The sequence below is a fragment of the Thermococcus sp. 5-4 genome (assembly GCF_002197185.1).
Taxonomy (GTDB): Archaea; Methanobacteriota_B; Thermococci; order Thermococcales; family Thermococcaceae; genus Thermococcus; species Thermococcus radiotolerans.
Genome location: NZ_CP021848.1, coordinates 283810 through 309605 on the forward strand (window position 1 = coordinate 283810; position 25796 = coordinate 309605).

A 25796-nucleotide genomic window follows, 5' to 3' on the forward strand; every position below is an offset into this window, starting at 1 on the left:
AACGACAGCCGTTCAAAAGGAAAAAGAATAGGGGATCACCTCAGGCTCCTCACCAGCTCCTCCATGACGCTTAGGAACTTCTCGACCTCTTCCACGCTGTTGTAGACGTGGAATGAGGCCCTCACGGTGCCGTTTATCCCGAGCTTCTTCATCACGGGTAAAGCGCAGTGATGGCCGCTCCTCACCATGATGCCGTGCTCGTCAAGTATAGCCGCGACGTCGTGGGGATGGAGCGGTGGAACGTTGAAGCTGACGACACCGGCGTGCTTCTTCAGGTTCCTCGGCCCGTACCAGGGCACTTCGAGCTCGTCGAGTCCCTCGGTTATGCGCTTGACGAGCTTGTGCTCCTGTTTCTCGATTCTGTCTATCCCGATTTTCTCGATGTACCTTATCCCTGCGGCGAGGCCTATCGCACCGCCTATGTTGGGAGTTCCAGCCTCGAACCTCTCGGGCGGCTCGGTCAGCTTGTAGTCCTCCAGCTCGACGTCCTCTATCGTCCCCCCGCCTATCAGCGGCGGCTCGAAGGCCTCAAAGAACTCCTCGTTGATGTAGAGAACGCCTATCCCGGTCGGCCCCATCGGCCCCTTGTGGCCCGAGAACCCCAAGAAGTCCGCGTGGAGCCTCTTCACGTCTACCTCCATGTGACCGGCGCTCTGGGCGGCATCGACGACGAATATCGCCCCCGCTTCCTTCGCCATCTTTCCGAGTTCCTCGACCTCGTGGATAACTCCGAGGGCGTTGGAGACGTGCTGAACGGCCACCAGCTTCGCGTCTCTAATCTTCCTCTCTGCATCGCTCAGGTCGAGGTTGCCCTCGTCGTCACCCTCTATGAACTCGAGCCTCAGCCCCAGCTTTTTGGCCAGCCTCTGCCATGGGAGCAAATCCGAGTGGTGCTCGTAGGGCGTCGTCACTATCTTGTCGCCGGGCTTGAAGAGGTGCTCAAGGCCGAGAGCAACTAAATTGAGGCTCTCGCTCGTGTTCTTGGTGAAGACTATCTCCTCAAACTTGGCGTTGAGAAAATCCGCCGTCACCTTCCTGCTCTCCTCGTACTTGTGGGTCGCCATCTGGGAGAGCCTGTGAATGCCGCGGTGAACGTTGGCGCGGTACTTGAGGTAGTACTCGTCCATTGCCTCTATAACCGGCCTCGGCGTGAGCGAAGTGGCTGTGTTGTCAAAGTATATTACCTCCTCGGTCAGCGGAATGTCCTTCCTAACGTCCTCTGGAATCCTCATGAAACCACCTCCAGAACTCCAGCGCAGTCGTAGATTATTCGAGCGAGCTCCTCACCCTTCTTTGAGTCCTCAAGGAGCTTGATTATTATCTTGCCGCTCGGATAGACGCTCGTTTCGTAGCCCTCCATTTCGAGAATGAGCATCATCCCCGGCAGGAGCTTCTTCACGGTGTAACCCTTCTCCTTCAGGCACTGGGCGGTTCTCGTGAGGTCAACTTTCACCTTCCTGTCCCACGAGTAGCCGCTTATGACGACTCCCTTCATCGTTACGCAGGGCTTTGCGATTATCATCTCCCCCACCGGTCAAAATTGGAAAAAGAGCCTTATACGGCTTTCCCAAACCGAAGGTTAAGGACAAAAGTGGGAATCGTGAAAAGGGGCTCAGCAGACCCTCGGAACCGGGTCTCCAGCCGGCGGCTCAAGGAAGCGCTTTCCGCCTATGCCCGTCTCCACGAGAACCTTGCCCCGGTAGTCCTCTATGACGTCGCCGATTATCGCCGCGTTCTTCCCCTTTTCGGTGCTCCTCATAGCTTCCAGCGCTTCCTCCGCGTGCTCTCGTGGAACGATCATGACCACTTTGCCCTCGTTGGCGACATCGAAGGGGTTTATGCCCAGCATATCGCTCGCTGCTCTTACTTCCGGCCTCACGGGCACGTCGGCCTCCCTTATGAGTATCCCGACATTGGCCTTCCTCGCCATCTCGTTGAGGGCGTTGCTTAGGCCGCCCCTCGTGGGGTCCTTCATGGCGTGTATGTTCTCCCAGCCTATCGCTTTAGCCACCGCCTCGACGACCTCCCATATAGGGGCAACGTCGCTCTCGAGCTCGGTCTCGAAGGCTATACCTTCACGGTGGCTCATCAACGCTATCCCGTGGTCTCCGACAGTCCCGCTGACGAGAACAACGTCGCCAACTTCCGCTCCGGCGTCGCTTACAGGCCTCTCCGCGATTCCAATTCCTGCCGTTATGACGAAGATGCCTATACCGTCCTCAACAACCTTGGTATCGCCGGTGACGATGGGAACCGGCACCTCTTTGGCAGTCTCGTCCATCGAGCGGAGGATTCTCTTCAGTTCCTCACCGTCGAAACCCTCGCCAATTATCATGGAGTTGGCTAATGCTAAAGGCTTGGCTCCCATAACGGCCAGGTCGTTCACCGTCCCGCTGATGGCCAGGCGCCCTATGTCTCCACCCGGGAAGAAGAGTGGCTTGACCGTGTGGCCGTCTATCGTGAACACAAGGTGCTTATCGCCGAGGGGTATCGCCGCCCCATCGTCGAGGGCATCCAATCCGATTCCACCGGCAGATTTCAGGCTCAGGCTCTTCAGTACGACGTCCCTTAGGAGCTCCTCCATTATCTCTCCGCCTGCCCCGTGTTCGAGCTTTATCTTCATGTTTCTCCCTCCGGATAACCGTGCAGCAAACCTGAATTTAACCTTTCCTCACAGCATCAGGTCCTCCTTCGTGAGGTATCCCTCGAGGTACAGGCCGCCGAGGAAGGCCTGACCGACGTTTATCCCGTTGTCGCCGCGCGGAACTTCGTGGGTCGTGTGGAACTTCAGGCCGGCAGCCTCGACTATCTTCCTGGCGGTCTTTACTATGAGTTCGTTGAAGGCGACGCCGCCGCTTATTCCAACGTTCTTAACCCCGAACTCCCTCGCCCTATCTATCGCCGTCTCCGCGAAAACCCGCCCGAGGGCGAGGTGGGCCGAGTAGGCTATGTCCGCCGGACTGGCTGTGTCAATGACGTCGAGTGCCTGTGCGAAGAGCTCCTCCACCCTTATCAGCTCTCCGTCAACAGGGACTTCGAACTTCAGGTCGTTCTTCCCGCGCATCGCGAAGCTCTCCAGCTTCATTGCCGGCTCGCCCTCGTAGTGCCTTCTGTACGCCACGTTGAGGAGAACCGAGATGGCGTCGAGAACCCTGCCGGTTGAGGAGGCGTAGCCTGTGTTAACTTCCTTCGCCAGCTGAGTCAGCACGACGTTGAACTCCACCCTCCCGTAGCGGAGGCTCTCGATGGCCTTCGGACAGCACCTCTCGATGATTCCTTCGAGCTCCTCGACGCCGTAGACCTTGCTCAGGATACCCATCAGGGCCCTCAGCGGGTAATAGCTGGCCAAATCTCCGCCCGGGAGCGGGTAGTAATCTATGTGAGCTAGCCTCTCGACGTCCTCGTAGCTCAGGTATATCACCTCGCCGCCCCAGGTGTGGCCGTCCGTCCCGTAGCCGACGCCGTCAACGGCTATGCCTATCATCTCGTCCAGCTTCCTCTCAGCTAAAACGCTCGCTATGTGTGCGTAGTGGTGCTGCACCTGGAGGAACTCCACGTTTAGCTCGTTGGCCATCTCCATGGCGAGCTTTGTCGTGTTGTAGCTTGGATGGAGATCTGCAACGATGAGGTCGAACTCGTTCACCCGGAGGATTCTCTTGAAGTGTTCTATGGCCTCCTCCATGAACTCGAGGACTTCGACCTTTGAGGTGTTCCCGATGTACTGGCTGGGGTAGACTTTCCCGTTTTTGGCGACGCCAAAGGCGTTGAGAAGCTCCGCCCCGACGGCCAGGCCGCGGTAGTTGAAGGGTATCTCTATTGGCAGAGGCACGAAGCCGCGGGAGCGCCTTATCACCGCCCTCCTCCCGTTGACGAACCTGATGACGCTATCGTCGGCCCTGTTGAGTATCTTCCTGTTGTGGAGGAGGAAGTAATCGGCGACATCCTTTAACTCCTCGAAGGCCCGGTCGTTGTCCTTGACCATGGGCATTCCCGGGTAGTTCGCGGATGTCATGACGTAAACCTTGCTCTTGCTCCAGTGGAAGAGTATGTAATGCGTTCCCGCGTAGGGCAGCATGACGCCTATGGTATGAAGCCCCGGTGCGAGGTTCTCGGGAAGCGGGAATGGCTCCTTCTTGCGGAGGGTTATTATCGGCCTCCTGTATGAAGTCAGCTCCTCGAGTTCTTCTCTGCTTAGGAAGGCGAACTCCTCCACCGTCTCGACGTCCTTCGCCATTATGGCGAAGGGCTTCTGGGGCCTGTGGGTTCTCCGTCTCAGCTCTGCAACCGCTTCTTCGTTGGTTGCGTCGCAGGCGAGGTGTATCCCTCCTATTCCCTTGATGGCGACGATGTAGCCCTTGTCTATGAGTTCGGCCGCCCTCTTCAGCGGGTCCCCTATGATCTCCTCTCCATCGCTCGTGTAGAGCCGGTAGCTCGGTCCGCAGACCGGACAGCAGACGGGTTCGGCGTGATACCTCCTGTTGAGCGGGTCTCTGTACTCGCTCTCGCAGTAGTCGCACATCGGGAACTCTCTCATCGTGGTGTTGATTCTATCGTAGGGTAAATCCTCGATGATTGTAAACCTGGGCCCGCAGTTGGTGCAGACGATGAAGGGGTACATGTACCGCTTGTCCGTCGGGTCAAAGAGCTCCCTCAGGCAGTCGTCGCATATCGCTATGTCGGGTGGGATTATCGAGTCCCCGCCTTCCCCGCCCTGGGAACTCTTCTCGATGTAGAAGCGGTCAAAGCCCTGGGGAGGGAGCTCCTTCTTCCTTATCATCTCTATCCGCGCGAGTGGGGGAAGCTTCTCCCTGAGGTCTCGCAGAAAAGCCGCTATATCCTCCTCCCTGCCCTCGACTACTATCTCAACCCCCGCATCGCCGAGGTTCTTGACGTAGCCCCGCAGGTTGTTTTCGTGGGCGATTCTGTAGACGAAGGGCCGAAATCCGACGGCCTGAACGATGCCCTGAACGTGAAGTCGGTAAGCCTTCATTCCTCTCACCGGTTTCTTCTTCGTAATCCGGGCCTTTATAGGTTTCTAAAACCAAAAGTTAAAAACCGGGGAGGAGTTTTCAACCTTTGGTGTCAAAACAAAGCTCCGTATTTGTAGAAGATGCTGCAGGTTCCTTCGTAGGAGACCATGCACGGCCCTATTGGACTCCGCGGCGTGCAGGTCTTGCCGAAGTGTGGGCACTGCGGAGGCAGCGCCAGACCGCGAAGGATTGCGCCGCAGATGCAGCCCTTCTCGAGGTCCGGGAGTTCGGGAACCTCTGGATCATAGTACGTCCTTATCTCCAGCTCCCTCCACTCCTTCCTCAGCTCAAGCCCGCTTTCGGGTATGGTTCCGAGGGCGCGCCACTTGGCATCCGTAACCTCGAAGAACTTCTCGATGAGCCTCTGAGCCGTTACGTTGCCCTCGTACCTGACGGCGCGGGTGTACTCGTTGAGTATCTTCACCTCGCCGTTCTTGACCATCCGTACGAGGAGCAGAATTGCCATCAGCATGTCCACCGGCTCGAAGCCCGCTATGACCTGCGGTATGCCGTAGTCGGTCGTTATGTACTCCCAGCCTTTAACGCCTATTATCGTTGAGACGTGACCCGGGTCTATGAGCCCGTGGAAGCGCGTTCCGGCCTTCACGAGGGCCTCAACGGCCGGAGGAGTCAGGCGGTGGACGGAGTATATCTTGAAGTTCTCGAGGCCTTCTTCAACGACGGCGTTGAGCATTCCGGCCGCGGGGGCGGTGGTGGTCTCGAAGCCGGGGCTGAAGTGAACGACGGTTCTCTCCGGGTTCTCCTTGGCTATCTTGTAGGTGTCGAATATGGAGTAAACCACTCTCACGTCGTAGCCCTCGCCCCTCAAATCCGCGAAGCTCCCGAGGGGAGTGGGGATTTTGTACATGTCGCCGAAGGTGGTCAGGATTATCCTGTCCCCCTCAGCGTAGGCCTCCTTCATAATCTCGCGCATCTTGACGATGTCCTCGACGGGGGTTATACAGACCGGACAGCCCGGCCCGCTGACTATCTTGACGTTCTCCGGCAGGAGGGAGCGTATCCCGGAGCGGGTTACGGTATCCTCGTGCGTTCCGCAGACGTGCATGAAGCGGAGCTCATCGAGGCCCTTTGCCTCCTCGCGTATCTTCCTCACGACCTTCTGAGCCAGTTCTCTGTCCTTGAAGGCGTTCAGGACGTCGGTCACGTTCATCCCTCCAGCGCCCGCTCGACCTCTGCCCACGCCTCGAGTATCTCCAGCGCCCTCTCCTCGTCGAGCCTCTCTATTGCGAAGCCCGTGTGGACTATGACGTAGTCCCCGACCCCGACCTCTGGGAGCAGATCGAGGCGAACTTCCCTTCTCACGCCTCCAAAGTCTACAACCGCGGTTTTTCCTGTGATTTCGATTATCCTTCCCGGAATCGCTAGGCACATTTTCTCTCACCTGTGATTAGTTCTCACAGGCCTTTTTAGGGATTTTTTAAACCTCTGGTTTTCAACCGTCAACCCTAAAAGCCCGGAATCCAACGGATATTATGCTCGGTGCGGTTCTCGCGGGGGGCAGGAGTAAGCGCTTCGGGGGCGACAAGCTTCTCTTCAGGATAGGTGGAAGGCCGCTCATTTCGTACGCCATCGAGAGAATTGAGTCGGCGTTGCTTATCGAGGAGGTCGTTATCGTGGCATCTGCCGACAACGCCGGGAGGCTCAGAAGCCTCGGCTACGAGGTGGTGGTTGACGAACTCTCCATCGGACCCATAGGCGGGGTTTATACTGCATTGGGCCTCGGTGATGCGTTCGTCGTCGCGGGGGACATGCCGCTCATAGTCCCGGAGTTCGTTGACCTCATGATCCAGAAATTCCGGGGGAGCGAAAAGCTAGCCTGCGTCCCCCGCTGGGCCAATGGATACCTCGAGCCCCTCCATGCGGCCTACTCAAAGGCGTTCCGCAGGGTCCTTGAGGAGAGAATACGCAGCGGGGACTACTCGCTGAACGGTGCGATACGCTCCGCCGATGTGTGCTACCTGAATGTGGAGAAGCTGCCGTCCCTCTGGAAGGAAGGCTTCTTCAACGTTAACCGGCGGAGTGACCTCAGAAAACTTCTCGAAAGGAAGTCAGAGTGACTTTGCGAGTATGAGAACCTCGTCCAGGGGCGTTATGCTGAACTCCAGACTGCCGCTTACCAGTTCCCTGCTGAGGCTCGTCCTGAGGGTTTTGAAGCCCCTGCTCCTCGCGAGGGCTACGAGCTCTCTCAAGCCATCCAGGCCGTTCTCTCCCCAGAAATACGCCGTTGCGGTTTTTCTGTCGAAGAAGCTCCCTTCGAGCACGAAGAAGCCGCCCTCGATCCTCCCGCTCTCGAAGTGAACCCTCCCGTCCACGTCGGCGACCCTGTCAACGAACTCTGAGAACCAGTGGTTGTAGGAGCTCTGAAACTGCCCCAGGCTGAGGGGCAGTCCCCTCAGGTCGTTCCAGTCGGGGGTTAGTTCGGCAACCTTTGGAGCTCCCCTCCCGGCGTCCGTTGAGATGTCTGCGATAACCCCGTGGTAGACCGTTCTGTCGAATCCAAGCTTTCTGTAGAACCCGAGGGCCTTCTTCTCGGGGGTCACCGTGAGGAGGTCGCAACCCTCCCTCTCGGCCAGCTCCACCACGCGCTCCAGCAGGGCCCTTCCGACGCCCTTCCCCTGATACCACCGCGCCACCTCGATGACGCTGAGGTGTGCGGTTTTTACGAGCTCCCCGTCCCAGACCTCATCGCTTATGAAGACCTCGGCCTCTCCAGCTATCTTTCCATCCAGCTCAGCCACGAGCGCTATTCCCCCGGCGAGTTTGAGGTTGTTCAGGTGGATTGCGCAGGTCTCCTCCAGACCCCAGGGGCCGACTTGGAGGTAGGTCTCGTAGGGCGAGTCCTTCCAGGGCGAGTTGGAGAGGTATATGCCAACTATCCTCTGGCAGTCCCAGATGGTGGCTTCCCTAACCCTCAGTTTCATTGAGAACACCGGCCATGGATTCTGCGAGGGCCTCGGCCCTTTCAACCACAACCTCGCTCGGCTCCTGGAAGAGGCCCAGGACGGCCGGCTGGCAGCCGAGGAGAACGAACTCCGCGTTGAGGCGCGTCTTCAGGTATCCTACCAGAACCTTGAGCGGCAGGCTGTGGGTCGAGACGGCCTCACCGAGGGTCCCCTCTGGATCGGCGAGTATGACTTCACCGTGCTCCCCGCCGAAGTCAACCGCATCAACGAAGATCACCAGATCGGGCTCAAATTTTGTTATCTTTCCCGTGTAACTCTCCGGCACCTCTCCGCAGTTGAGAACGAGGACGTTTGGGTTCTCCACCAGTTCTTTCAGCCTCTCGGCAACGAGGACGCCGAATGCATCGTCCCCCCTAACCTCGTTCCCTATTCCGCAGACGACGACCCGTCTGGCCCTTCTGAGGAGTTCGGGGAGTTCCATCGTTTCACCTTTAGCGAGTTTAGGATGAAGAAAAGAAAAACCCTTCGCTAAATCTTCTCCACGACTTCCCTTATCCTCTCCGCGAAGGCCGTCTTCAGGAGTTCATCGGGCTTCCCTATCTTGTCCTCTAGGTCCCTGTACAGGGGTATGCCGGTTAGGTAGGGCACGTCAAACCTCTTCGCCAGCTCCTCTATGCCCTTCTCATCGTCCAGCTTGAGGTTCTCGACGATTCCGAGGATTCTGTGCTCCTTCTCCTTCAGCAGTGTTAGGAGCTTTTCAACGACGTTCATGGAGAGCTTCGACGGCGTTGCAACGACGAGGAACTCACCCCTCTTGAGGAAGCGCAGCACATCCAGGAACTGGTCGCCGAGGCCGGGTGGCATGTCTATGATGAGATAGTCCAGCTCGTCCCAGCGTGTTATGGCGAGAAGCTCTATGAGGGCGTCGCTTATCTCCATGCCCCTCATGGGTGTGGGTTTGTCCTCGGAGTAGTAGACGATGCTCATGAACTTTATCCCGTGAACCGTCGGCGGGATTACGCCGTACTCCTCCTCGGGGAACTCCTTCGGCTCGAAACCGAGGATAACGTGGTCGCTCGCGCCGTGGAAGTCGAGGTCTAGGAGGCCGACCTTGTAGCCCTTCTCCGCCAAAGCCAAGGCTAGAGTTGTTGAGACGAGCGACTTTCCGACCCCACCCTTCCCGCTGACGACGGGGATTATGCGCTTCACCTTCTCAAGCCTGCCCTCTATGCCCTTGACGCGCGGGTCTATGCTTATCATGCCTCCCCCTCCTTCTCGATCTTTATGCCGCTTATGTAAACTCCCCTCCCCTTGACCACCTCGAAGTCCCTGCTGCCGCACTTCGGACAGGCTAGAAACGCGTGAACCACCTCGGGGATGAAGTGTATGTCCTCCTTTATGCGCTCGTCGAAGTTTCCTTTGACTTCCTTGAGCTTCCACTCGTGGCCACAGTCACGGCACTTAAAAACCGCCTCCTCCTCGATGAACTCTATCTCCGCGCCATCTCCAATGGTTCCCTTGAGGAGCTCCTTCATCGCGAACTCGACTATCTCGGCGTTAACATCCTGGAGTTCGCCGAGAACGACCTGAACGGCGAGGAGCTTGGATGCGCCCTCTTTTTGCGCGTAATCCAGGGCAGTTCTAACTATCCCATCGGCGAGTGCCCACTCGTGCATCTCGATCCCTCCGTTTAGATTTTAGCCCCCGGCGCTTAAAAATGGGCGGGTTTCAAACCTTGGGTTCACTGACTCCCATTTTCCTCAGCTTCCAGGCGAGAACTGCGAAGGTGGCCACGCCGAGGAGGGCCTCACCCCTCGCGCCGTTGAGCTCGAGGATTATGTCATATGGCACGAACCAGAAGGCCAGGAAGCCAATGGCGAGGGCATACTTCCCCCTTTCGTCCAGGCGGGCCGGCGTGGAGTAGAAGTGGAGGGCCACCAGGAGTCCGAGGATGGAAGGCACAACTGGATGTACCGATGAGTGGGGGAAGGCCGTGAATATGAAGAACAACGCGAAGGAAACCCCGAAGCCGTAGACGAAGGGATGTCCCTTCGGAATGCCGCGCTTGAAGATGGCCTCCCTTTTTACCCGCCTTGAGAGGAGCAGCAGAAGTGCCGTGAGGACGATGGTGAGGAAATACTGGAGTGCGGGCGGGCGGTAGGGGGCGAGGAAGAGGAAGAACGCCACCGCGGAGACGCCGAAGGATACGAGCGCTATCGTTATCCCCTTTCTTCCCAGGAGCCTTTCATTCGAGAACTCCGGATAGAGGGCATCGACGACCATTATCGGTATCGCTATGCTCATCAGGGAATGGAATATCGTCAGCCACACCGCCCAGACTGCGTTCACACCCCAGACGCGCCCGTAAACGCTGAAAACATCCAGGTCCGGCCACTCCGGATTGAACCACGACTTTATGACGAGCCCCTCCTCCACGATGCCGTAGACGAAGCCTAGGAGCATGAGCCTAACGTAGTTCCTCCCCCACCTAACCCACGCCTCCCTGACAAGGAGAACACCGGCACCGTAGTAGGCCCACAGGAACGGAAACGAGAGGGGGTTCGTGAGGACTTCAAGCGGTGGAGTCGAACCGCTCAGCACTTCGGCGAAGATGGGTGAGACCAGCGAGAGGATTAAAGCTACCTTGGTCTTCCGCTCCATGCTTTAACTTGGAGGGATAGACATTTATACCTTGCTCCCGGAAGGGATATGGGGTTGCACATGAGAATATTTTCAGCCGTGGTTGTCCTCATTCTCTTGGTGTTCCTGTCCGGGTGCATCGGCTCGGGCCAGTCGCAGACCACAACCCCAAGCCCCGATCGGCTGGCCTCCATCCCACAGGGGGCCATTAAAATGACACCCCAAACCGACGCTTTTCCTCCGGTTATCCATTCCGACGAGTGGGAAAAGCCGGTTCCGCTGGAAGGTCCCATAAACACCGCCGGCGCTGAGGATTCACCCTTCGTGACGCCGGATGGGAAAAATCTCTACTTCTTCTTTACACCCGACGTCAACGTTCCGCCTCAGAAACAGCTCGTGGACGGGGTCACGGGGGTATGGTGGTCGCGGAAGGTTAACGGGAAATGGACTGAGCCTGTAAGGGTTGTGCTGGGGAGTACGGAATCCCTCGACGGGGCGGTCTTCATACTGAACGACACGATGTGGTTTGCCTCGGTCAGAAGGGGGAACTACGGGGAGGTGGACATCTACACGGCGAGGTTCAAGGACGGCCGGTGGACGGACGTAAAAAACGCCGGTGAGCTTTTGAACAAAATCTACGATGTGGGGGAGCTCTGCATCAGCCCCGACGGCAGAACGATGTACTACGGATGCGGTGGCGACATATGCATGATGGACTACGTGAACGGCTCGTGGGTGAACCCCAGGAAGGTGCCGAACGTAAACAGCGAGCTGAACGAGGACCAGCCCTTCATAACGCCCGACGGCAGGGAGCTATGGTTTACGGGGCAGAGCAGGCTCGGTTATCCGGGTCCAGCGATATTCCGCTCGGTGTGGAACGGCAGCGGGTGGGGCAAACCTGAGGAAATCATCTCGAACTTTGCCGGGGAGCCGGCACTGGACGCCGAGGGGAACGTATACTTCGTGCACCACTTCTTTACGAAGGACATGAAGATGATAGAGGCGGACATCTACGTTGCCTACAGGAAGAAAAGCTGAGGCATGGGGGGGTCAGCCCAGGAGGAAGTGCCTCACCGTTTTTACCCCCGTGACTAGCCATATCACTAAGAGGAGCCAGTAGAGGGCGAATCCGAAGTCTGTGATGGCGTTTATCCCGAAGGTGGTCCCCACGTTGAAGGTCGCGCTGACGTAGGCCCCGAGCGGGAATATGAAGGCCCACCAGGCGAGGCTGTAGGGGAGGTTGAGCTTCCTGACGTAGTGGAGCGTCATCAGGATCGCCATGACGAGCCACCACACGCCGAAGCCCCAGAAGAGCAGGCCGAAGGCCAGGAAAGGCTCCTTCACCGTTATGAAGTCGCTCGCCTTTATTAGCGCGTAGAGCGTGCTCGTCCCGGCTCCGATGGGTCCTAAGTTTATCCATATCGAGGGGGCTATTCCACAGGGCATCGGCTCGTGGCGAATGAAGCGGAGCATCACCAGCGCGAACAGGGCCAGGTAGAGGAAGAAGCCGGAGCCCCAGGCGAAGACGTTGATGAGGGCCATGATTTCCCTCGCCGTTCCGCTCGCCAGCGTCATCAGCTTGGCGCCGCTTATCGGGATGACTATCAGGCCCACGGGCGGGATGAACCACGCTGGGGTTATGGCCTTGGTGTCTATGCCCTCGCAGGTGAAGAAGAGATACGGGATGAGGAACGCGAAGAATACCGTCAGCGGAACGCCGGCCAGCCAGAACGCCCACGCGAGCGTGGTGTTCTTGAGAACCAGGAGGTAATCGGCGGACAGTATCAGCATGGCTATCGCGATGGTGCCGTAGAAGTTGCCGAGGACTGGATGGTGAAGGTCCCTGAGGGCGTCTTCCCTGTATCTGAGCCACCTCAGAACCCAGGGCACCAGCAGGATGAAGAACAAAACCGTGTTGAGGTAAGTCAGGAACTCCGCGAAGTTTCCGAGTAGCGGGAGTTTGCCGGAGTAGGCCTTGCTCACGAGGGCCAGGGCGCCGGTTCCCATAACGCTCGCGAACCAGCTCGGCGCGAAGTCTTTGATTCCCATACGACCACCAAATTAAATGAAAAAAATTTCATTTAAAAACTTTTTCACTGGTGCTTCGTCGCCTCTATCCTCTCCCTCCAGTGGGGGTCGACCTCGAGAACCTCGTGTATGAAGGCCTCAACGACGTCTTTAACCCTTCCGTAGGCCCCGGTGACGACGGTTATTCCTAGGCTCTCAAAGTAGGCCATGGCCTTCCTGCCCATTCCGTAGGCAAGTACAACTTCCCCTCCGTGCTCCTTCACGAAGTTTGGAATATCGCCCGGGCCGTGCTCTTCGAAGGGAACCTCGACGACTTCGGTGCCATTGATGGTGCCATCTGTGACCTCAACGAACGCGAAATATTTTGCCCGACCGAAGTGCTCACAGACCTCGCTATCCAGGCCTCTCCCGTCCTTTAGGGGAACCGCGATTCTCATGAAACCACCACTATCATGAAAAAGCCTTCACATATAAAGCTTGTGCATATGCACGCTTTTCTGGAACACCAACACCAAAGGTTAATAACACCTAGCTCAAAAAATCGTTAAAAGTGTGTTACCCAATCCGCCTTTGGTGATACAATGCTCGCTCTCAACAGGCTGGTGGATGAGGGTGACGCCCGGGGAATCCTGGAGTACGCCAGGGAGTTCCACGGTCACGTCTGTCCCTACCTGGCGCTCGGAATCCGGGCGTCGCTTATAGCCATGGAGGAACTCGGCGTCGGGAGGCTCGACTACTCTGGAAGCGTTGACGAGTCCATTCTCGCCATAGTCGAGATCAACAGCTGCTTCACCGACGGTGTTCAGGTGACGACGGGTTGCACCCTGGGAAACAACTCTCTCGTCTACCTCGACCTCGGAAAGACGGCCCTGACCCTCGTCAAGCGCTCCACCTGGGAAGGCGTCAGGGTCTACGCGGATGCCGAGAGGCTGAAGAAGTACTACCCTCCCGGAGCCACTGAGCTGTTCAACAGGGTCGTGAGGGAAAGAAAGGGAACCGAAGAGGAGCGGAGACGCCTCTGGGAACTCTGGGGGGAGATAGCATACACCATGCTGGAGCTCCCGAGGGAGGAGTTCAAGATCGAACGGGTTAAGGTTCCCCCGATAGAGCAGGCGCCGATAGTGGAGAGCGTCCGCTGCTCGAAGTGCGGGGAGCTGGTTATGGAAACCAGGGCCGTCTACATAAACGACGAGCCCTTCTGCCTCCGCTGCGCGGGGGAATCCTACCGTGCGGTAATCGGGAGAGGAATAGTGAAAGTCTCGCCGAGGGGGTGCTGAGATGAGGAGGTTCCTTGCCCTGTTTCTAATCCTGCTTGTGGTTTCAATAAGCGGCTGCATTGGAAGCAACACCGGAACGGGGGAAACCGAAAAGGCCACGATAACCGTCACGGACGCCCTTGGGAGGAGCGTCGAGGTTCCGGCGAAGGTGAACCGGGTCGTTGCCGTCGGCCCTGGGGCGCTACGGCTAGTGGTTTACCTGAACGCGAGCGATATGGTGGTAGGGGTTGAGGACTTCGAGAAACGCTACAACTTCGGAAGGCCCTACATCATAGCCCACCCCGAACTCAGGGAGCTGCCGACCGTCGGGCCGGGCGGACCGGGCAAGCTGCCGGACTTCGAGGCGCTCATAGAGCTGAAGCCCGACGTTATCTTCATAACCTACGTGGACAAGAAGACGGCCGACGATATACAGGCCAAGACCGGAATCCCCGTCATCGTCCTCAGCTACGGCCAGCTGGCGACCTTCGAGGACGAAGAGCTCTTCAAGTCCCTCGAACTGGCGGGCAGGATACTCGGAAGGGAGGATAGGGCTAGGGAGGTCATAAACTTCATCAATGCAACCCAGAATGACCTGATGAAGCGCACGGCCGACGTTGAACCGAAGACCGTCTTCGTCGGCGGAATCGGCTACAAGGGCGCCCACGGGATTGAGAGCACGGAGGCCAGCTATCCGCCGTTCATCGTCGTTCACGCCAAGAACGTTGCCGACGAGCTTGGGAGCGGCCACCAGTTCATCGACAAGGAGAAGCTTCTCGAATGGCAGCCTGAGTACATATTTATCGACGAGGGCGGTCTTAAGCTAATCCTCGACGATTACTCAAAGAACCCGGACTTTTACGCCTCGCTTAAGGCCGTCAAGGAAGGCAACGTCTACGGCATACTCCCCTACAACTTCTACACCACCAACGTTGGAACGGCCCTGGCCGATGCGTACTTCATCGGAAAGGTGCTCTATCCCGAGAGGTTCAGCGACGTTGACCCGGCGAAGAAGGCCGACGAGATATACGCCTTCCTGCTCGGAAAGCCGGTTTACGGCACCATGAAGGAACAGTTCGGCGGTTTCGGAAAGATAGACCTCTCCAACGGAACGATTAAATACTCACTGCCGACCTCACCGTGATGGGAATGGACTACGAGGGCTACGTGGCCAGGAAACTGTCCATCGGCATTTTCCTTCTTCTTTCCATTCTCGCGGTTAGCCTGTACTCCCTCTCCCACGGCGCTTACTTCCTCTCGGTGAGGGAGGTCGTTGATGCACTCCTCGGCGGTGGAACGGATAGTGCCAGGCTGGTAGTCTGGAACATAAGGATGCCGAGGATAGCTGCCGGTCTTCTGGTCGGTGCCTCCCTTGCCATAGCCGGTGCCGTCATGCAGGGCTTTCTGCGGAATCCGCTGGCCACGCCGTTCACAATGGGCGTCTCCCACGGGGCGATGTTCGGCGCTTCCCTCGCGATCCTCCTGGGGGCAGGCTACGCCGAGAGTTCCGGCAGGATTTCGCTTGACAACCCCTACGCCGTTGTGCTCTTCGCATTCATCGGCGCCATAAGCGCTACGGCTGTGATCCTTGCACTGGCGAGGCTGAAGGGACTCAGCCCCGAGGCCATAATTCTGGCCGGAGTCGCAATGAGCTCACTCTTCGTTGCACTAACGACCCTCGTTCAGTACTTCGCTGACGAGCTTCAGCTGGCGGCCATGGTCTACTGGAGCTTTGGGGACCTCGGAAGGGCCACCTGGCGGGAAAACGCGATAATGCTCGTTGTGTTCGTTCCAATCTTCGCGTACTTCGTCGTTAAGCGCTGGGATCTGAACGCCTCCGTTATGGGGGACGACGTCGCCAAGAGCGTTGGGGTTGACGTTGAGAGGGTTCGCCTTATCTCGACCTTCCTGGCGGCGCTGATAACAGCCGTAAGCGTTGCTTTTGTCGGTGTCATAGGCTTCGTTGGCCTCATAGCGCCCCACGCCATCAGGCTCGTCGCCGGTGGCGACTATCGCTTCCTCATTCCCCTGTCGGCCCTTGCCGGCGCGTTGCTACTGGTGGCCGCGGACACGATCGCCAGGCTGGTACTGTCTCCGATGATCCTTCCGGTTGGCATAGTGACCTCTTTTCTCGGTGCCCCAGCGTTCATATACCTCCTGATAAGGATGGAGGGACGGAGATGAAGGCCGTACGGGTAAGGAACCTCCACTTCACCTACAACGGCTCGGAGGTCCTCAGGGGCGTTGATCTGGAGATTGAAGAGGGGGAATTCGTGGCGATACTCGGGCCGAACGGTGCCGGAAAGTCAACCCTCCTCAAGTGCGTGGGGGGCATCCTGGACTGCGGGGCGGTTGAAGTGCTTGAACGCCCGGTAGCGAATTACTCCAGGGATGGGCTGGCGAGGGTTCTCGCCTACGTGCCCCAGAGGTGCGAGCCGGGTTTCATGACGGTTTTTGATACGGTTCTGCTCGGCAGGAGGCCCTACATGGGGCTGAGGCCGTCGAAGCGAGACGTTGAGACCGTGAGAAGGGTTCTGAGGATGATGGGCATAGGTCACCTTGCGCTGAAGCCCACCAACAAGCTGAGCGGTGGAGAACTCCAGAAGGTGAGCATCGCGAGGGCTTTGGCTCAGGAGCCCAGAATACTTCTCATGGACGAGCCGACCAACAACCTCGACATCAAGAGCCAGCTGGAGGTCATGGAAACGGCGAGGAAGTTCGCGGAGGAAGGGGGAACGTCGATCGTGGTTATGCACGACGTCAACCTGGCCCTTCGCTTCGCCAGGAGGTTCGTCTTCATGAAGGATGGAAGAATCGTGGCCGACGGTGGGAGGGAGATACTGAAGCCGGCTCTCTTCGAGGAGGTCTATGACGTGAAGGTTAGAATAGAAGAGGTGGGGGGAATCCCCGTCGTGGTTCCCCTCTCACATCTCAGCCTCGCCGAGGAACTCGAGCAGGTCGAGTAGGCGCGGGTCCTTGACGCTTTCTATGGCCTTTCCTGCTTCCTCCGCCTCAATCTTGCCGTCCTTGTAGAGGGCTATCGCTTTTACGGCCTCGAAGAAGTCCGCCAGCTCCGGAAGGGCCTTTGCGAACATGTCCATGTGCAGGTAAACCGTTTCGAAATCGTCCTCGAGGAACAGCTGCCAGAGGACGTCCATCAGCGAGCCGAAGGCTATGTCCTCGTAGTCGCTTCCTTTCGCGTGGACGAGGGCGTAGAGACACTCCTGCAAAGCCGCGTCGTAGTTCTCGTCCTCCTCAAATATCTCCTCGAAGCTGAGGTGTATCTCAACGAGGAGGTCGCTCTTGTCCAGAACCTTCGGGAGAAGGCCTGCGAGCATGGCCTTTGCCTCGTAGGTCTCACCGGACTCGAAGAGCACGTAGGCCTTGTGGATGGCTATCCTCAGAACCTCATCCTTGTTTCCGAGTTCGCGGTGTATCTCCTCGGCCTTCTCCATGAGTTCGATGGCCTTCTCGTACTCCTGAAGTTCCTCGTGGATGAGCGCCATGGCGTAGTAGATTTTCGCTATGTTCCCCTTGTTGCCCTTCTCGGTCTCCTCCTCGAGGAGGGCCCTGTAGAGATCGAGGCTCTTCTCCAGCTCCCCGATGAGGTAGTAGAGGTCGGCCAGCTCGAACTTTATCTCAAATGTGTCCTTCTCCTCGGCCATCTTCTCGAACTCGCTCAGCTTGTCCACACCGAGGAGTTCGTGGAAGTAGTAAACGGTGAGCTTGTACAGTTCGAAATCACCACACTCCAGGGCGAGCTTTTCGGCCTTTTCGAGGGCCTCCTTAAGCTCCTCGTCGCCCAGCTCGTCAACCCTGTGGTACAGAAGGGTTGCAACCTTTTTGCAATCCTTTTCCTCGATTGCCTTCAGAATCTCCTCCATCTCAGAACACCTCAGAATAATTAGCCGTCCGGGAGTATTTAACGCTTTGGTCAAAATTAAATGGAGAAGACTAGCGTCTCCTCCGAAGGGCAACGAGTGCCGCTAGGATGACGACTATTCCCGGTCCGCACGTGCCCCCTGACTCGGTCGGGGATGGCTGGGCGCTGGAGGAACTTGGACTCGGAGAACCGGTTGTCTCACTCGGTGTGCTCGACGTCGTTTCGGATGGTGTGGTGGTAGTTGGGGCTTCGGTTGATGTCGTCTCGGTTGGCGAGGGGCTCTCCGCGGCTCCAACCGTGATGGTGATTCTCCTGACGTCCTCTCCGCCACCGTCGTCCCTCACCTTCAGGGTCACCGTGTAGTTGCCGGCGCTTGAGTAGGTGTGAACAGGTTCAGCCTCGCTGGATGTGCTCCCGTCTCCAAAGTCCCAGCTCCAGCCAACTATGTCTCCGTCTTTGTCGTAGGACTTGTCCGCGAAGCTTATCTCCTCCCCGGCCTTCGGCTCCTTTGGCAGGAACGTGAAGTCAGCCGTCGGAGGATAGTTCCGCGGTTCCACGGTTATCTCCTTGTAGTAGGTTCCCTTCAGTCCGCTCTCGTCTTCGACGGTCAGCATAACCGTGTAGGAGCCGGGGTTCGTGTACGTGTGCCTCGGGTTCCTCTCGGTTGAAGTGCTTCCGTCGCCGAAGTTCCAGCTCCACTTGGCAACGCTTCCGTCCGGGTCCGTGGAGCTGTCGGTAAAGAGCACCTCGTCCCCGGCCTTGATCTCGGCGGGCGAGTAGCTGAAGAGCGCCGTTGGCTTCTCGTTGGGTTTGACGTTTACGGATGCCTTGCAGGTGGCGTTGGCGTTCCAGGGGTCGTAGACCGTCAGGGTGACCTTGTAGTTCCCCTCCTCGCGGTAGACGTGGCCAACTTCAGTGCCGTTGCCCTCTGCGGAGTAACCGTCCCCGAAGTCAATCTCCCATCTCATGGAGCCGTTCTCCGGGTCGTTTAGGTTCAGGGCGAAGCCCACCTCGAGCGGAAGCTTCCCGGAGCTTGGAGAAGCTGAAATCGAGCACTCCGGAGGTTTGTTCATCAGTATTAGGGCCTGGTAGTCTATCGTGAAGAAGCCGAAGTTTATCAGTATCGGGCTTCCGCTCCTCGCCTCGTAGTGCTCCCCCTTACTCGGCACGAGGAAGTCGAGAACCAAGTGTCCGTCCTCACCGTCGAGGTAGATAACGCCGGTTGCGTTGTACCACATGCTCGGGTCGCTTATGCCGCCCTCGTAGACAACCTTGACGCTGGTCTCGTTGGAAACGGTCACCTCGTGGGTCGTTACCTTCTCGTATCCGTAGCTGCCCTCCATCTTCAGGTCGAGGCTTGACGTGGGTGATGTGTAGCCACCTCCGATACCGATGGAAACGCCGACGTTGAAGGTGTTCTTGCTTTTTGTCCATCTCAATTCCTTGACGGACCTCTCGTAGGAGCTCCCCACCTGGCCAACCTCTATGGTGAACATGTCGAGAAGGTTTCCGGGCTCGTAGTTCTTCAGCTCGTTCAGGTTCTCGGGGTAGGTGTTTATATCTCCAATCTCGTGGAGGTCCGACTTGTAGTTCTGGAAGTGGACGTGGGGTGGCCCCTTGGGAACCGTCACGAGTATGTACTGCTGCTCGCCGTTCACGACGGCAAGCTCCGGCGGGCTTATTATCGGGAACTCGTAGACGTCGTAGTCCGTGGTCACGTAGAGCGCCCCGTCGCCCATGTCGGACGTCAGTCCATAGGTTATGCTCTCCTCGTAGCTCCGTCCCCTCTCCCTCTGGAGCTGGAACCCCATGCTCACCTTCAGGTTGACCTCAGCGTAGGCGACCTTCTTGTTGCCCATGACCGCCTTCATTCCGAGGCTCATCTTGACGTCGTGGGTGGACTTCACCGAGAACTTCGTTGCCTGGGTTTTTTCGGTCGTGAACTCCGAGTAGAATACCCCCGTCTTGTTTATGACGTCGTAGTCGACCGGCGGGGCGTTTATCACGGCTATCACGAGGTTCTCAACGTGCATCCTTCCCTTCCTTGGCGGTCCGACTACTATCGAGTCGCCGTTCACGTCGCCAACTGCGAGGCCCGCTCCGTAACTGAACTCCGTCTTCAGGCCCTTCGGTCCGTTCAGCAGGTCGCCTCCGAGGTTGTAGACCTTCACGTAGCCGTCCTGAGAGGCCCAGACTATCTCGTCGAGCCCGTCGGTGTTAACGTCCCCAACGGCCATCCTGTCTCCCTTCTGGAAGGGCATCACGAAGGTCGCTAACTCGCTCCCCTCCAGCTGGGCGCCCTTCTTTGAGAAGCCAAAGACGTGCATGCCCCTCTCCTGGTAGTCGTCCGAATCCTGGGTGGCCACGACCAGCTCGTTCAGTCCGTCGAGGTTGACGTCCCCAATCGCTATCTCGTCCCTCGACGTCAGCTCGAAGTAGTCCTCCGTTGTGAGACTTCCCCTGACGTTGCCGTTCATGTCATAGACCGTTATGATGTTTGCACTCACGTCAGCGTGCACTATCTCGGCCTTTCCGTCGCCGTCGAGGTCGCCGACGGCTATTGAATCGCCATCCGCGAAGTCATCGACCTTGAACTGGTTCAGGAGGTTGAAGTTCTCGTCGAATATGTGTATCCAGTTGTTCCTGTCTGCATGGACTATCTCTGCCTTCCCGTTGCCGGTGAGGTCTCCGCAGGCCAGGTCGTCCCCGGCCTCGAAGTTGACGTCGTGCTTGCCCAGCTCGGTTCCTTCCATCGTGTAGATGTATATCTTGTCCGTGCTCCTGTCGCCCTGGATTATCTCGGCCTTCCCATCGCCGTTAACGTCACAGGCCGCCATCTCGTCCCATTTTTCGTATCCGGTGTGGAATTTCCCGATGACGTTCCCACTCTCGTTCTCATATGCCCAGAAGTAGTCGTCACGGTCACCGATGATTATCTCCTCGTCGGCTATGACCATACCACCATAACCGTCAACGAGGTCGGATTCCTCCGCGGTGACCCTGTGACCCGGCATGAGGAATACCGAAAAGGCCAGAAGCAGGATAACAAACAAAGCAGTCTTTCGTTTCATACAAATGCCCCCTCAAGCTGAGCCCACGAAGGTTCCCAGAATGGTAACCTACGTAAACCCAATACTTATTACACTTCAAAATATAAAACGATTTTCATAAATATATCTTACATTTTTGGTGGATAACTAGAAGAATTTTCAGAAAGTCTCCGGCGGTGAAGGCCCCGGGAGCTTTTTAAACTTCTCCTCGGAGGTGATAACATGATTGAAGTGATTTTCCTTGGCACCGGCGGCATAATGCCCACCAGGGAGAGAAACGTTCCAGCCATTGCGCTCCGCTACAAGGGTGAGATTGTACTCTTCGACGTCGGAGAGGGCACGATGAGGCAGATGAACACTGCAAAGCTCAGTCCGATGAAGGTGGAGAAAATCTTCATCACCCACTTCCACGGCGACCACTACCTCGGCCTGGCCGCCCTGATACAGACGATGAACCTCTGGGACAGGGAAAAGCCCCTCCACATCTACGGTCCCAAGTACACCTTCGAGTTCGTTCAGCACTTTCTCCAGAGCGGTTTCTTCAGGCCGGGCTTCGATATACACGTCCACGAGCTCGGCGAGACGAGGCTGAAGTTCGGGGACTACGAAATCTGGAGCTTCAAGGTCGAGCACGGCGTTCCCGCCCTAGGCTATGTCTTCAGGGAGAAGGACAGGCGTGGAAAGTTTCTCCCGGAGAAACTCGCCGAGTACGGGCTGAGCGAGGGGCCGATACTTGGAAAGCTTGAGCGAGAAGGTAAAATCGAGTGGAACGGCCGGATAATTCGCCTCGAAGACGTTACCGGGCCGAGGAGGAAAGGCCTCAAGGTCGTCTACACCGGCGACACGGAGCCGTGTGAAAGGGTGAGGCTCTTCGCCGAAAACGCCGACCTCCTCATCCACGAGGCGACCTATCTGAATTCTGAGGATAGGGGAGATAGCTATCACTCGACTGTTGAGGAGGCCTGCGAGGTCGCTAAGAAGGCCAAGGTTAAGCTTTTGGCACTCTTCCACAGGGCCTTCCGCTACACCTACGATGAATACCTGAGCGAAGCCTCGCGGATATGCCGCGATTTTGGACTGGAGTTCATAGTCCCGAGGGACTTCGACGTCTTGGAGTTTAAATCGGGCAAATTCAGTGTGAGAAACCTTCTGGAGGAGAGAGGATGAGCTATCTTCGCTACGTCAAGCTCATAGGCACGATGCATGTTTCGCCGAAGAGCAGGGAAGAGGTCATCAGAACGATACTCGATGAGAGACCCCATGCCGTTGCGATAGAGCTCGACAGGGCGCGCTTCCTTGCCATGAACGAGAACCGGAAGATGACCCTCGAGGAGGCCCTCCGCTTCGGCAGAAAGGGGCTGATAAACTACGCACTCGCGAAGGTCGAGGAGAAACTGGGAGAAGAGTTTGGGATGAAGCCCGGCGAGGAGATGAAAGCGGCTATAAGCGCCGCCCAAGCCCTCGGCGTCCCCCTCTACCTCATAGATGAGGATATCAACGTCATACTCTCCAAGATAGCCGCTGCCCCTGGGAGGGAGAAGCTCCTAATGGCCCTGGAAGCCCTGGGGATATTCCTGCCCGTTAGGCTCGGCGAGCCCTCCGACCCAATGGCGGAGTACAGGGTCATGATGGTGGGGTTCAAGCGCCGCTATCCATACCTCTACCGCGTTCTGGTCGAGGAGAGGAATGAGGTCATGGCGAGGAACCTCGTCTCTATAGTTGAAAATCTTAAGCTCAGGGGGGTTAAGAGGCCGAAGGTTATAGCCGTGGTTGGCCTTGGCCACAAGCCCGGGATAGAGCACCTCCTCGACAGGGCAAAGGAGCGGAGGTTTCTCTCACCCTACTGGACTGCGGGGGTGATGTGATGGAGAGAAAGCATCTGGTCTGCCCGCTATGCGGCGGAATGGATTTCAAGGTTGAGGAGGGGAAGATAGACAGTAAATGGGGCTTTACGGCTCACAAGGTTAAGATAGTCATCTGCAGGAACTGCGGCTACGTCATGATGTTTCACAAGGGGAGAACCATCTGGGACTTCGACTGATTCGTTACTTTTATATTTAGAACCGCCACAGCATTCTTGGGGATTCACCATGAAGGACAGACTCGAGAAGATGCTCAACGTCAAGATCCTTGAAATCGAGGAGCTTGAGGACAAGATAGTCGTTTACGTTCCGGAGGATCAGGTGAGGATAGCGGTGGGAAGCGGCGGTGCCGCCGTTAAAGCCGCCGAGCTTGTAATCGGCAAGAAGATTGAAGTAAAGGGCAAGTGAGCCTCCCCGCGGGGCGTTCCGATGGGCTACGAACCGTGGAAGGGAGTTCACAGGAGCGGCATGGGAAGGAGGGAGATCGAGGATTTACTGATTTCTTTTCTAGTCCTCGCTCTGCTGTTTTCCAACTTTGACCCCTACGCGATTCCCTACTCCATCATCGCCGTTCTGACGGCCTTCATCTTCCACGAAATAGCCCACAGGCAGGTGGCGCGGCACTACGGTTACAGGGCGTACTACAAACGCTGGGACACGGGAATACTCTTGGCGCTCCTCATGGGGGTAGCGACGCGCCTTCTCACAGAAACGACGTGGATATTCGCCGCCCTCGGCGCCGTTCAGGTCTACGCTCCCTACGCTGTGGATTCCCGGGAGGCCTTCGGAAAGATAGCCCTCGCGGGTCCGCTTACCAACATAGCCGTCGGCGCTGCCGCGCTGGTGGCCCTGAGGGCAGTGGCTCCGTTCACGCCCGTCTGGTGGGTCATCAAGACTACGGCAACGGTCAACCTGTGGCTGGCGTTCTTCAACCTGCTCCCGTTCCCCCCGCTGGACGGTTCCAAGGTCGTCCGCTGGAACGCCGGCTACTGGGCGGTCTCCATCGGCGTCGCCTATCTACTCTTCAGACTGCTGTAACACTTTCGGTGATACAGAAGGGAAAGGTTAAATAGGCTCGCCCTCACTTCTATCACGGTGATTCCAATGGAGTACAAGAACCCGCTGGGTGTTGATATTGACCTCGAAACCGGCGTCATTCCCGGGGCCAAAAAGCTCGTCAGAAGGCTCAGCGATCTGAAGGGGTACTTCGTCGATGAAAAAGCCTACGAAGAGCTTCTCAAGGAGGACCCGGTTGTCTACGAGGTTTACGCGATTGAGCAGGATGAGAAGGACGGCGACCTCAACTTCGCAACCACCGTCCTCCACCCGGGTAAGGTAGGAAGGGAGTTCTTCTTCACCAAGGGGCACTATCACTCCAAGGCGGACAGGGCGGAGATATACTACGGCATTAAGGGGAAGGGCGGAATGCTCCTTCAGACGCCCGAAGGAAAGGCCGAATGGATAGAGATGAAGCCCGGAACGGTTGTCTACGTTCCCCCCTACTGGGCGCACAGGACCGTTAACACGGGCGACGAGCCCTTCATCTTCCTGGCGGTCTATCCCGCCGACGCCGGCCACGACTACGGCAGCATAGCCGAGAAGGGCTTCTCCAAACTCGTGGTCGAGGAGAACGGTGAGGTCAGAATCGTTGACAACCCGAAGTGGAAGGAGTGAGCCTTTGATTTTTCTCTCCTCACCGCAACCCTTATTAACTTTCAGTAGTTACATCACTCCCGGTGATACAATGTCCTGGGACGCTCTCTACTCATCGGCCTTCGATAAAGTTCGCGAAAACATCGGGAAAATCGATGGGGTTCTCCTCGCGTACAACACGAACATCGACGCCATAAAGTACCTTGACTCTGTGGATCTGGAGCGGAGGATAGAGCGGGTCGGAAAGGATGGGGTTCTGAGGTACTCCGAGGAGCTTCCGGAGAAGATAACCTCCGTTGAACATCTCCTCGGCGGGATTCTCTGGAGCATTCGCCGGGGTAAGGCGGCGGAACTCTTCGTGGAGAGCTGCACCGTCAGGTTCTACATGAAGCAGTGGGGCTGGGACGAGCTCAGGATGGGTGGTCAGGTCGGAATAATGGCCAACCTCCTCGGCGGCGTTTACAACGTTCCGGTAATAGCCCACGTTCCCCAGATTTCGAGGCTTCAGGCGGCTCTCTTCAAGGACGGACCGATCTACGTCCCTAAGCTCGAGAATGGGAAGCTTAACCTCGTCCATCCGAAGGAGTTCCGGGCCGACGAGGAGAACTGCATCCACTACATCTACGAGTTCCCGCGCGGGTTCAGGGTTTTTGACTTCGAGGCGCCCCGCGAGAACCGCTTCATTGGCGCCGCCGATGACTACAACCCAAACGTTTACATAAGGCCCGAGTTCACTGAACACTTTGAGGAGATAGCGAAAAAAGCCGAGCTGGGAATCATCAGCGGTCTCCAGACCCTGACGAGGGAGAACTACCGCGAGCCTTTCGAGGAGATGGTGCGGCACCTCGAAATTCTGAACGCGAGAAATGTTCCGGTTCACCTTGAGTTCGCCTTCACCGCGGATGAGACCGTAAGAAGGGCCCTGATTGACGTCCTGGGCAATTTCCACAGCGTCGGCCTCAACGAGGTCGAGCTCGCCTCGATAATGGAGGTCATGGGTGAGAAGGGCCTCGCCGGGAAGCTCCTCGCCGACGACCCAGTGGATCCAGTCGCGGTAACCGAGGCCATACTCAAGCTCGCCGAGAGAACAGGCGTTAAGAGGATACACTTCCACACTTACGGCTACTACCTCGCCCTGACCGACTACGGGGGGGACTTCGTCCGCGACGCGCTGCTCTTCGCGGCACTGGCTGCCGCCGCCAAGGCGAAGCTCGGCGACGTCCGCTCGATAGACGACGTGGTCAAGGCCATAGACGTCCCAGTGAACGAGAAGGCTGGGGCGGTGGAGGAGAGACTTACCGGGGAGTACGGCATGAAGGACGGCATCGCTGAGATAGACGGTTATCAGCTCTCCTTCGCCCCGACGAAGATAGTGGCGAGGCCAAAGAGCACCGTCGGAATCGGCGACACCATATCGAGTTCGGCCTTCGTTGGTGAGTTCGCACTGCGCCCGTAAAACAAACCTTTTTA

At 57.4% G+C, this 25796-nt stretch carries 29 protein-coding genes; 13 read left to right on the plus strand and 16 right to left on the minus strand.

All coding sequences use genetic code 11. The features are described from left to right. Window positions 1-35: 35 nt before the first annotated feature. From CDI07_RS01635 to CDI07_RS01660, 6 genes are all read right to left on the minus strand, one after another. Window positions 36-1232: a cysteine desulfurase gene (locus CDI07_RS01635; RefSeq protein WP_088179950.1), complete on the minus strand. Its 1197-nt coding sequence runs from the start codon at window positions 1230-1232 to the stop codon at window positions 36-38. Next, a complete protein-coding gene (locus CDI07_RS01640; RefSeq protein ID WP_058939149.1) occupies window positions 1229-1522 on the minus strand; it encodes a hypothetical protein in 294 nt (97 codons plus the stop codon). Before CDI07_RS01640 ends, CDI07_RS01635 begins: the two co-directional genes overlap by 4 nt. A 90-nt stretch (window positions 1523-1612) precedes the next feature. Next, on the minus strand, window positions 1613-2623 hold the full coding sequence (hypE, locus tag CDI07_RS01645) for a hydrogenase expression/formation protein HypE (RefSeq protein ID WP_088179951.1): 1011 nt from the start codon (window positions 2621-2623) through the stop codon (window positions 1613-1615). A 48-nt stretch (window positions 2624-2671) separates the two neighbouring features. Beyond that, window positions 2672-4990: a carbamoyltransferase HypF gene (gene hypF, locus CDI07_RS01650; protein ID WP_088179952.1), complete on the minus strand. Its 2319-nt coding sequence runs from the start codon at window positions 4988-4990 to the stop codon at window positions 2672-2674. 92 nt (window positions 4991-5082) lie between these two features. Then, window positions 5083-6201 carry a hydrogenase formation protein HypD gene (gene hypD, locus CDI07_RS01655; protein ID WP_088179953.1) on the minus strand — a complete coding sequence of 373 codons (1119 nt, stop codon included), beginning with the start codon at window positions 6199-6201 and terminating at the stop codon, window positions 5083-5085. Further along, complete coding sequence (locus CDI07_RS01660; RefSeq protein ID WP_014012431.1) at window positions 6198-6422, minus strand: HypC/HybG/HupF family hydrogenase formation chaperone; 225 nt, start codon at window positions 6420-6422, stop codon at window positions 6198-6200. The genes hypD and CDI07_RS01660 overlap by 4 nt, the downstream gene beginning before the upstream one ends. Before the next feature lie 101 nt (window positions 6423-6523). On the opposite strand from CDI07_RS01660, the gene mobA reads away from it, so the two are divergent. Then, window positions 6524-7108, plus strand: a complete 585-nt coding sequence (mobA, locus tag CDI07_RS01665) for a molybdenum cofactor guanylyltransferase MobA (protein WP_088179954.1) — start codon at window positions 6524-6526, stop codon at window positions 7106-7108. On the opposite strand, the gene CDI07_RS01670 is transcribed toward mobA, so the two are convergent. The 6 genes from CDI07_RS01670 to CDI07_RS10150 are packed head-to-tail and all read right to left on the minus strand — an operon-like array spanning window position 7100 to window position 10803. Continuing rightward, window positions 7100-7972, minus strand: a complete 873-nt coding sequence (locus CDI07_RS01670; protein WP_088179955.1) for a GNAT family N-acetyltransferase — start codon at window positions 7970-7972, stop codon at window positions 7100-7102. The genes mobA and CDI07_RS01670 overlap by 9 nt on opposite strands. Next, window positions 7956-8435, minus strand: coding sequence for a hydrogenase 3 maturation endopeptidase HyCI (locus CDI07_RS01675; protein ID WP_088179956.1), 480 nt, complete (start codon window positions 8433-8435; stop codon window positions 7956-7958). Before CDI07_RS01675 ends, CDI07_RS01670 begins: the two co-directional genes overlap by 17 nt. 47 nt (window positions 8436-8482) lie before the next feature. Then, window positions 8483-9214, minus strand: a complete 732-nt coding sequence (locus CDI07_RS01680) for an Mrp/NBP35 family ATP-binding protein (RefSeq protein ID WP_088179957.1) — start codon at window positions 9212-9214, stop codon at window positions 8483-8485. Beyond that, a complete protein-coding gene (gene hypA, locus CDI07_RS01685; protein WP_088179958.1) occupies window positions 9211-9630 on the minus strand; it encodes a hydrogenase nickel incorporation protein HypA in 420 nt (139 codons plus the stop codon). The genes CDI07_RS01680 and hypA overlap by 4 nt, the downstream gene beginning before the upstream one ends. Before the next feature lie 52 nt (window positions 9631-9682). Next, window positions 9683-10615: a cation transporting ATPase C-terminal domain-containing protein gene (locus tag CDI07_RS01690; RefSeq protein ID WP_088179959.1), complete on the minus strand. Its 933-nt coding sequence runs from the start codon at window positions 10613-10615 to the stop codon at window positions 9683-9685. After that, entirely contained in the window at window positions 10594-10803 is a 210-nt protein-coding gene (locus CDI07_RS10150; protein WP_168169227.1) for a hypothetical protein, read from the minus strand. The genes CDI07_RS01690 and CDI07_RS10150 overlap by 22 nt, the downstream gene beginning before the upstream one ends. 4 nt (window positions 10804-10807) lie before the next feature. On the opposite strand from CDI07_RS10150, the gene CDI07_RS01695 reads away from it, so the two are divergent. Continuing rightward, window positions 10808-11632 (plus strand): PD40 domain-containing protein, encoded by an 825-nt coding sequence (locus CDI07_RS01695; protein WP_168169228.1) that lies wholly within the window; start codon window positions 10808-10810, stop codon window positions 11630-11632. Window positions 11633-11644: 12 nt separating this feature from the next. Here CDI07_RS01695 and tdt read toward each other — a convergent pair whose 3' ends face one another. After that, window positions 11645-12643 (minus strand): tellurite-resistance/dicarboxylate transporter, encoded by a 999-nt coding sequence (gene tdt, locus CDI07_RS01700; RefSeq protein WP_088179961.1) that lies wholly within the window; start codon window positions 12641-12643, stop codon window positions 11645-11647. A gap of 44 nt (window positions 12644-12687) precedes the next feature. After that, window positions 12688-13059 (minus strand): NifB/NifX family molybdenum-iron cluster-binding protein, encoded by a 372-nt coding sequence (locus CDI07_RS01705; protein ID WP_088179962.1) that lies wholly within the window; start codon window positions 13057-13059, stop codon window positions 12688-12690. Between the two features lie 144 nt (window positions 13060-13203). Here CDI07_RS01705 and CDI07_RS01710 point away from each other — a divergent pair, with 144 nt between their 5' ends. The 4 genes from CDI07_RS01710 to CDI07_RS01725 are packed head-to-tail and all read left to right on the plus strand — an operon-like array spanning window position 13204 to window position 16844. After that, window positions 13204-13899, plus strand: a complete 696-nt coding sequence (locus tag CDI07_RS01710) for an FmdE family protein (protein WP_088179963.1) — start codon at window positions 13204-13206, stop codon at window positions 13897-13899. Window position 13900: 1 nt separating this feature from the next. Then, window positions 13901-15022, plus strand: coding sequence for an iron ABC transporter substrate-binding protein (locus CDI07_RS01715; protein WP_088179964.1), 1122 nt, complete (start codon window positions 13901-13903; stop codon window positions 15020-15022). Window positions 15023-15027: 5 nt separating this feature from the next. Beyond that, complete coding sequence (locus CDI07_RS01720; protein WP_088179965.1) at window positions 15028-16062, plus strand: iron ABC transporter permease; 1035 nt, start codon at window positions 15028-15030, stop codon at window positions 16060-16062. Next, complete coding sequence (locus CDI07_RS01725) at window positions 16059-16844, plus strand: ABC transporter ATP-binding protein (RefSeq protein ID WP_088179966.1); 786 nt, start codon at window positions 16059-16061, stop codon at window positions 16842-16844. Before CDI07_RS01720 ends, CDI07_RS01725 begins: the two co-directional genes overlap by 4 nt. On the opposite strand, the gene CDI07_RS01730 is transcribed toward CDI07_RS01725, so the two are convergent. Then, on the minus strand, window positions 16803-17762 hold the full coding sequence (locus CDI07_RS01730; protein WP_088179967.1) for a lipopolysaccharide assembly protein LapB: 960 nt from the start codon (window positions 17760-17762) through the stop codon (window positions 16803-16805). The two genes, CDI07_RS01725 and CDI07_RS01730, sit on opposite strands and share 42 nt — an antisense overlap. A gap of 70 nt (window positions 17763-17832) precedes the next feature. Then, window positions 17833-20832, minus strand: a complete 3000-nt coding sequence (locus CDI07_RS01735) for a PKD domain-containing protein (RefSeq protein ID WP_226996595.1) — start codon at window positions 20830-20832, stop codon at window positions 17833-17835. Window positions 20833-21033: 201 nt separating this feature from the next. Between CDI07_RS01735 and CDI07_RS01740 the strand changes: the two genes are divergently transcribed. From CDI07_RS01740 to CDI07_RS01765, 7 genes are all read left to right on the plus strand, one after another. Continuing rightward, window positions 21034-21978 carry a ribonuclease Z gene (locus CDI07_RS01740; RefSeq protein WP_088179969.1) on the plus strand — a complete coding sequence of 315 codons (945 nt, stop codon included), beginning with the start codon at window positions 21034-21036 and terminating at the stop codon, window positions 21976-21978. Then, window positions 21975-22676, plus strand: coding sequence for a TraB domain-containing protein (locus CDI07_RS01745; RefSeq protein WP_088179970.1), 702 nt, complete (start codon window positions 21975-21977; stop codon window positions 22674-22676). Before CDI07_RS01740 ends, CDI07_RS01745 begins: the two co-directional genes overlap by 4 nt. After that, window positions 22676-22852 carry a hypothetical protein gene (locus CDI07_RS10155; protein ID WP_168169229.1) on the plus strand — a complete coding sequence of 59 codons (177 nt, stop codon included), beginning with the start codon at window positions 22676-22678 and terminating at the stop codon, window positions 22850-22852. The genes CDI07_RS01745 and CDI07_RS10155 overlap by 1 nt, the downstream gene beginning before the upstream one ends. 49 nt (window positions 22853-22901) lie before the next feature. After that, window positions 22902-23081 (plus strand): KH domain-containing protein, encoded by a 180-nt coding sequence (locus CDI07_RS01750; RefSeq protein WP_058939157.1) that lies wholly within the window; start codon window positions 22902-22904, stop codon window positions 23079-23081. 21 nt (window positions 23082-23102) lie between these two features. Beyond that, a complete protein-coding gene (locus CDI07_RS01755; protein WP_226996596.1) occupies window positions 23103-23711 on the plus strand; it encodes a site-2 protease family protein in 609 nt (202 codons plus the stop codon). Window positions 23712-23777: 66 nt separating this feature from the next. Beyond that, window positions 23778-24347, plus strand: coding sequence for a glucose-6-phosphate isomerase (locus tag CDI07_RS01760; protein ID WP_088179971.1), 570 nt, complete (start codon window positions 23778-23780; stop codon window positions 24345-24347). Window positions 24348-24417: 70 nt separating this feature from the next. Further along, window positions 24418-25782: an ADP-specific glucokinase gene (locus CDI07_RS01765; RefSeq protein WP_088179972.1), complete on the plus strand. Its 1365-nt coding sequence runs from the start codon at window positions 24418-24420 to the stop codon at window positions 25780-25782. Window positions 25783-25796 lie beyond the last annotated feature (14 nt).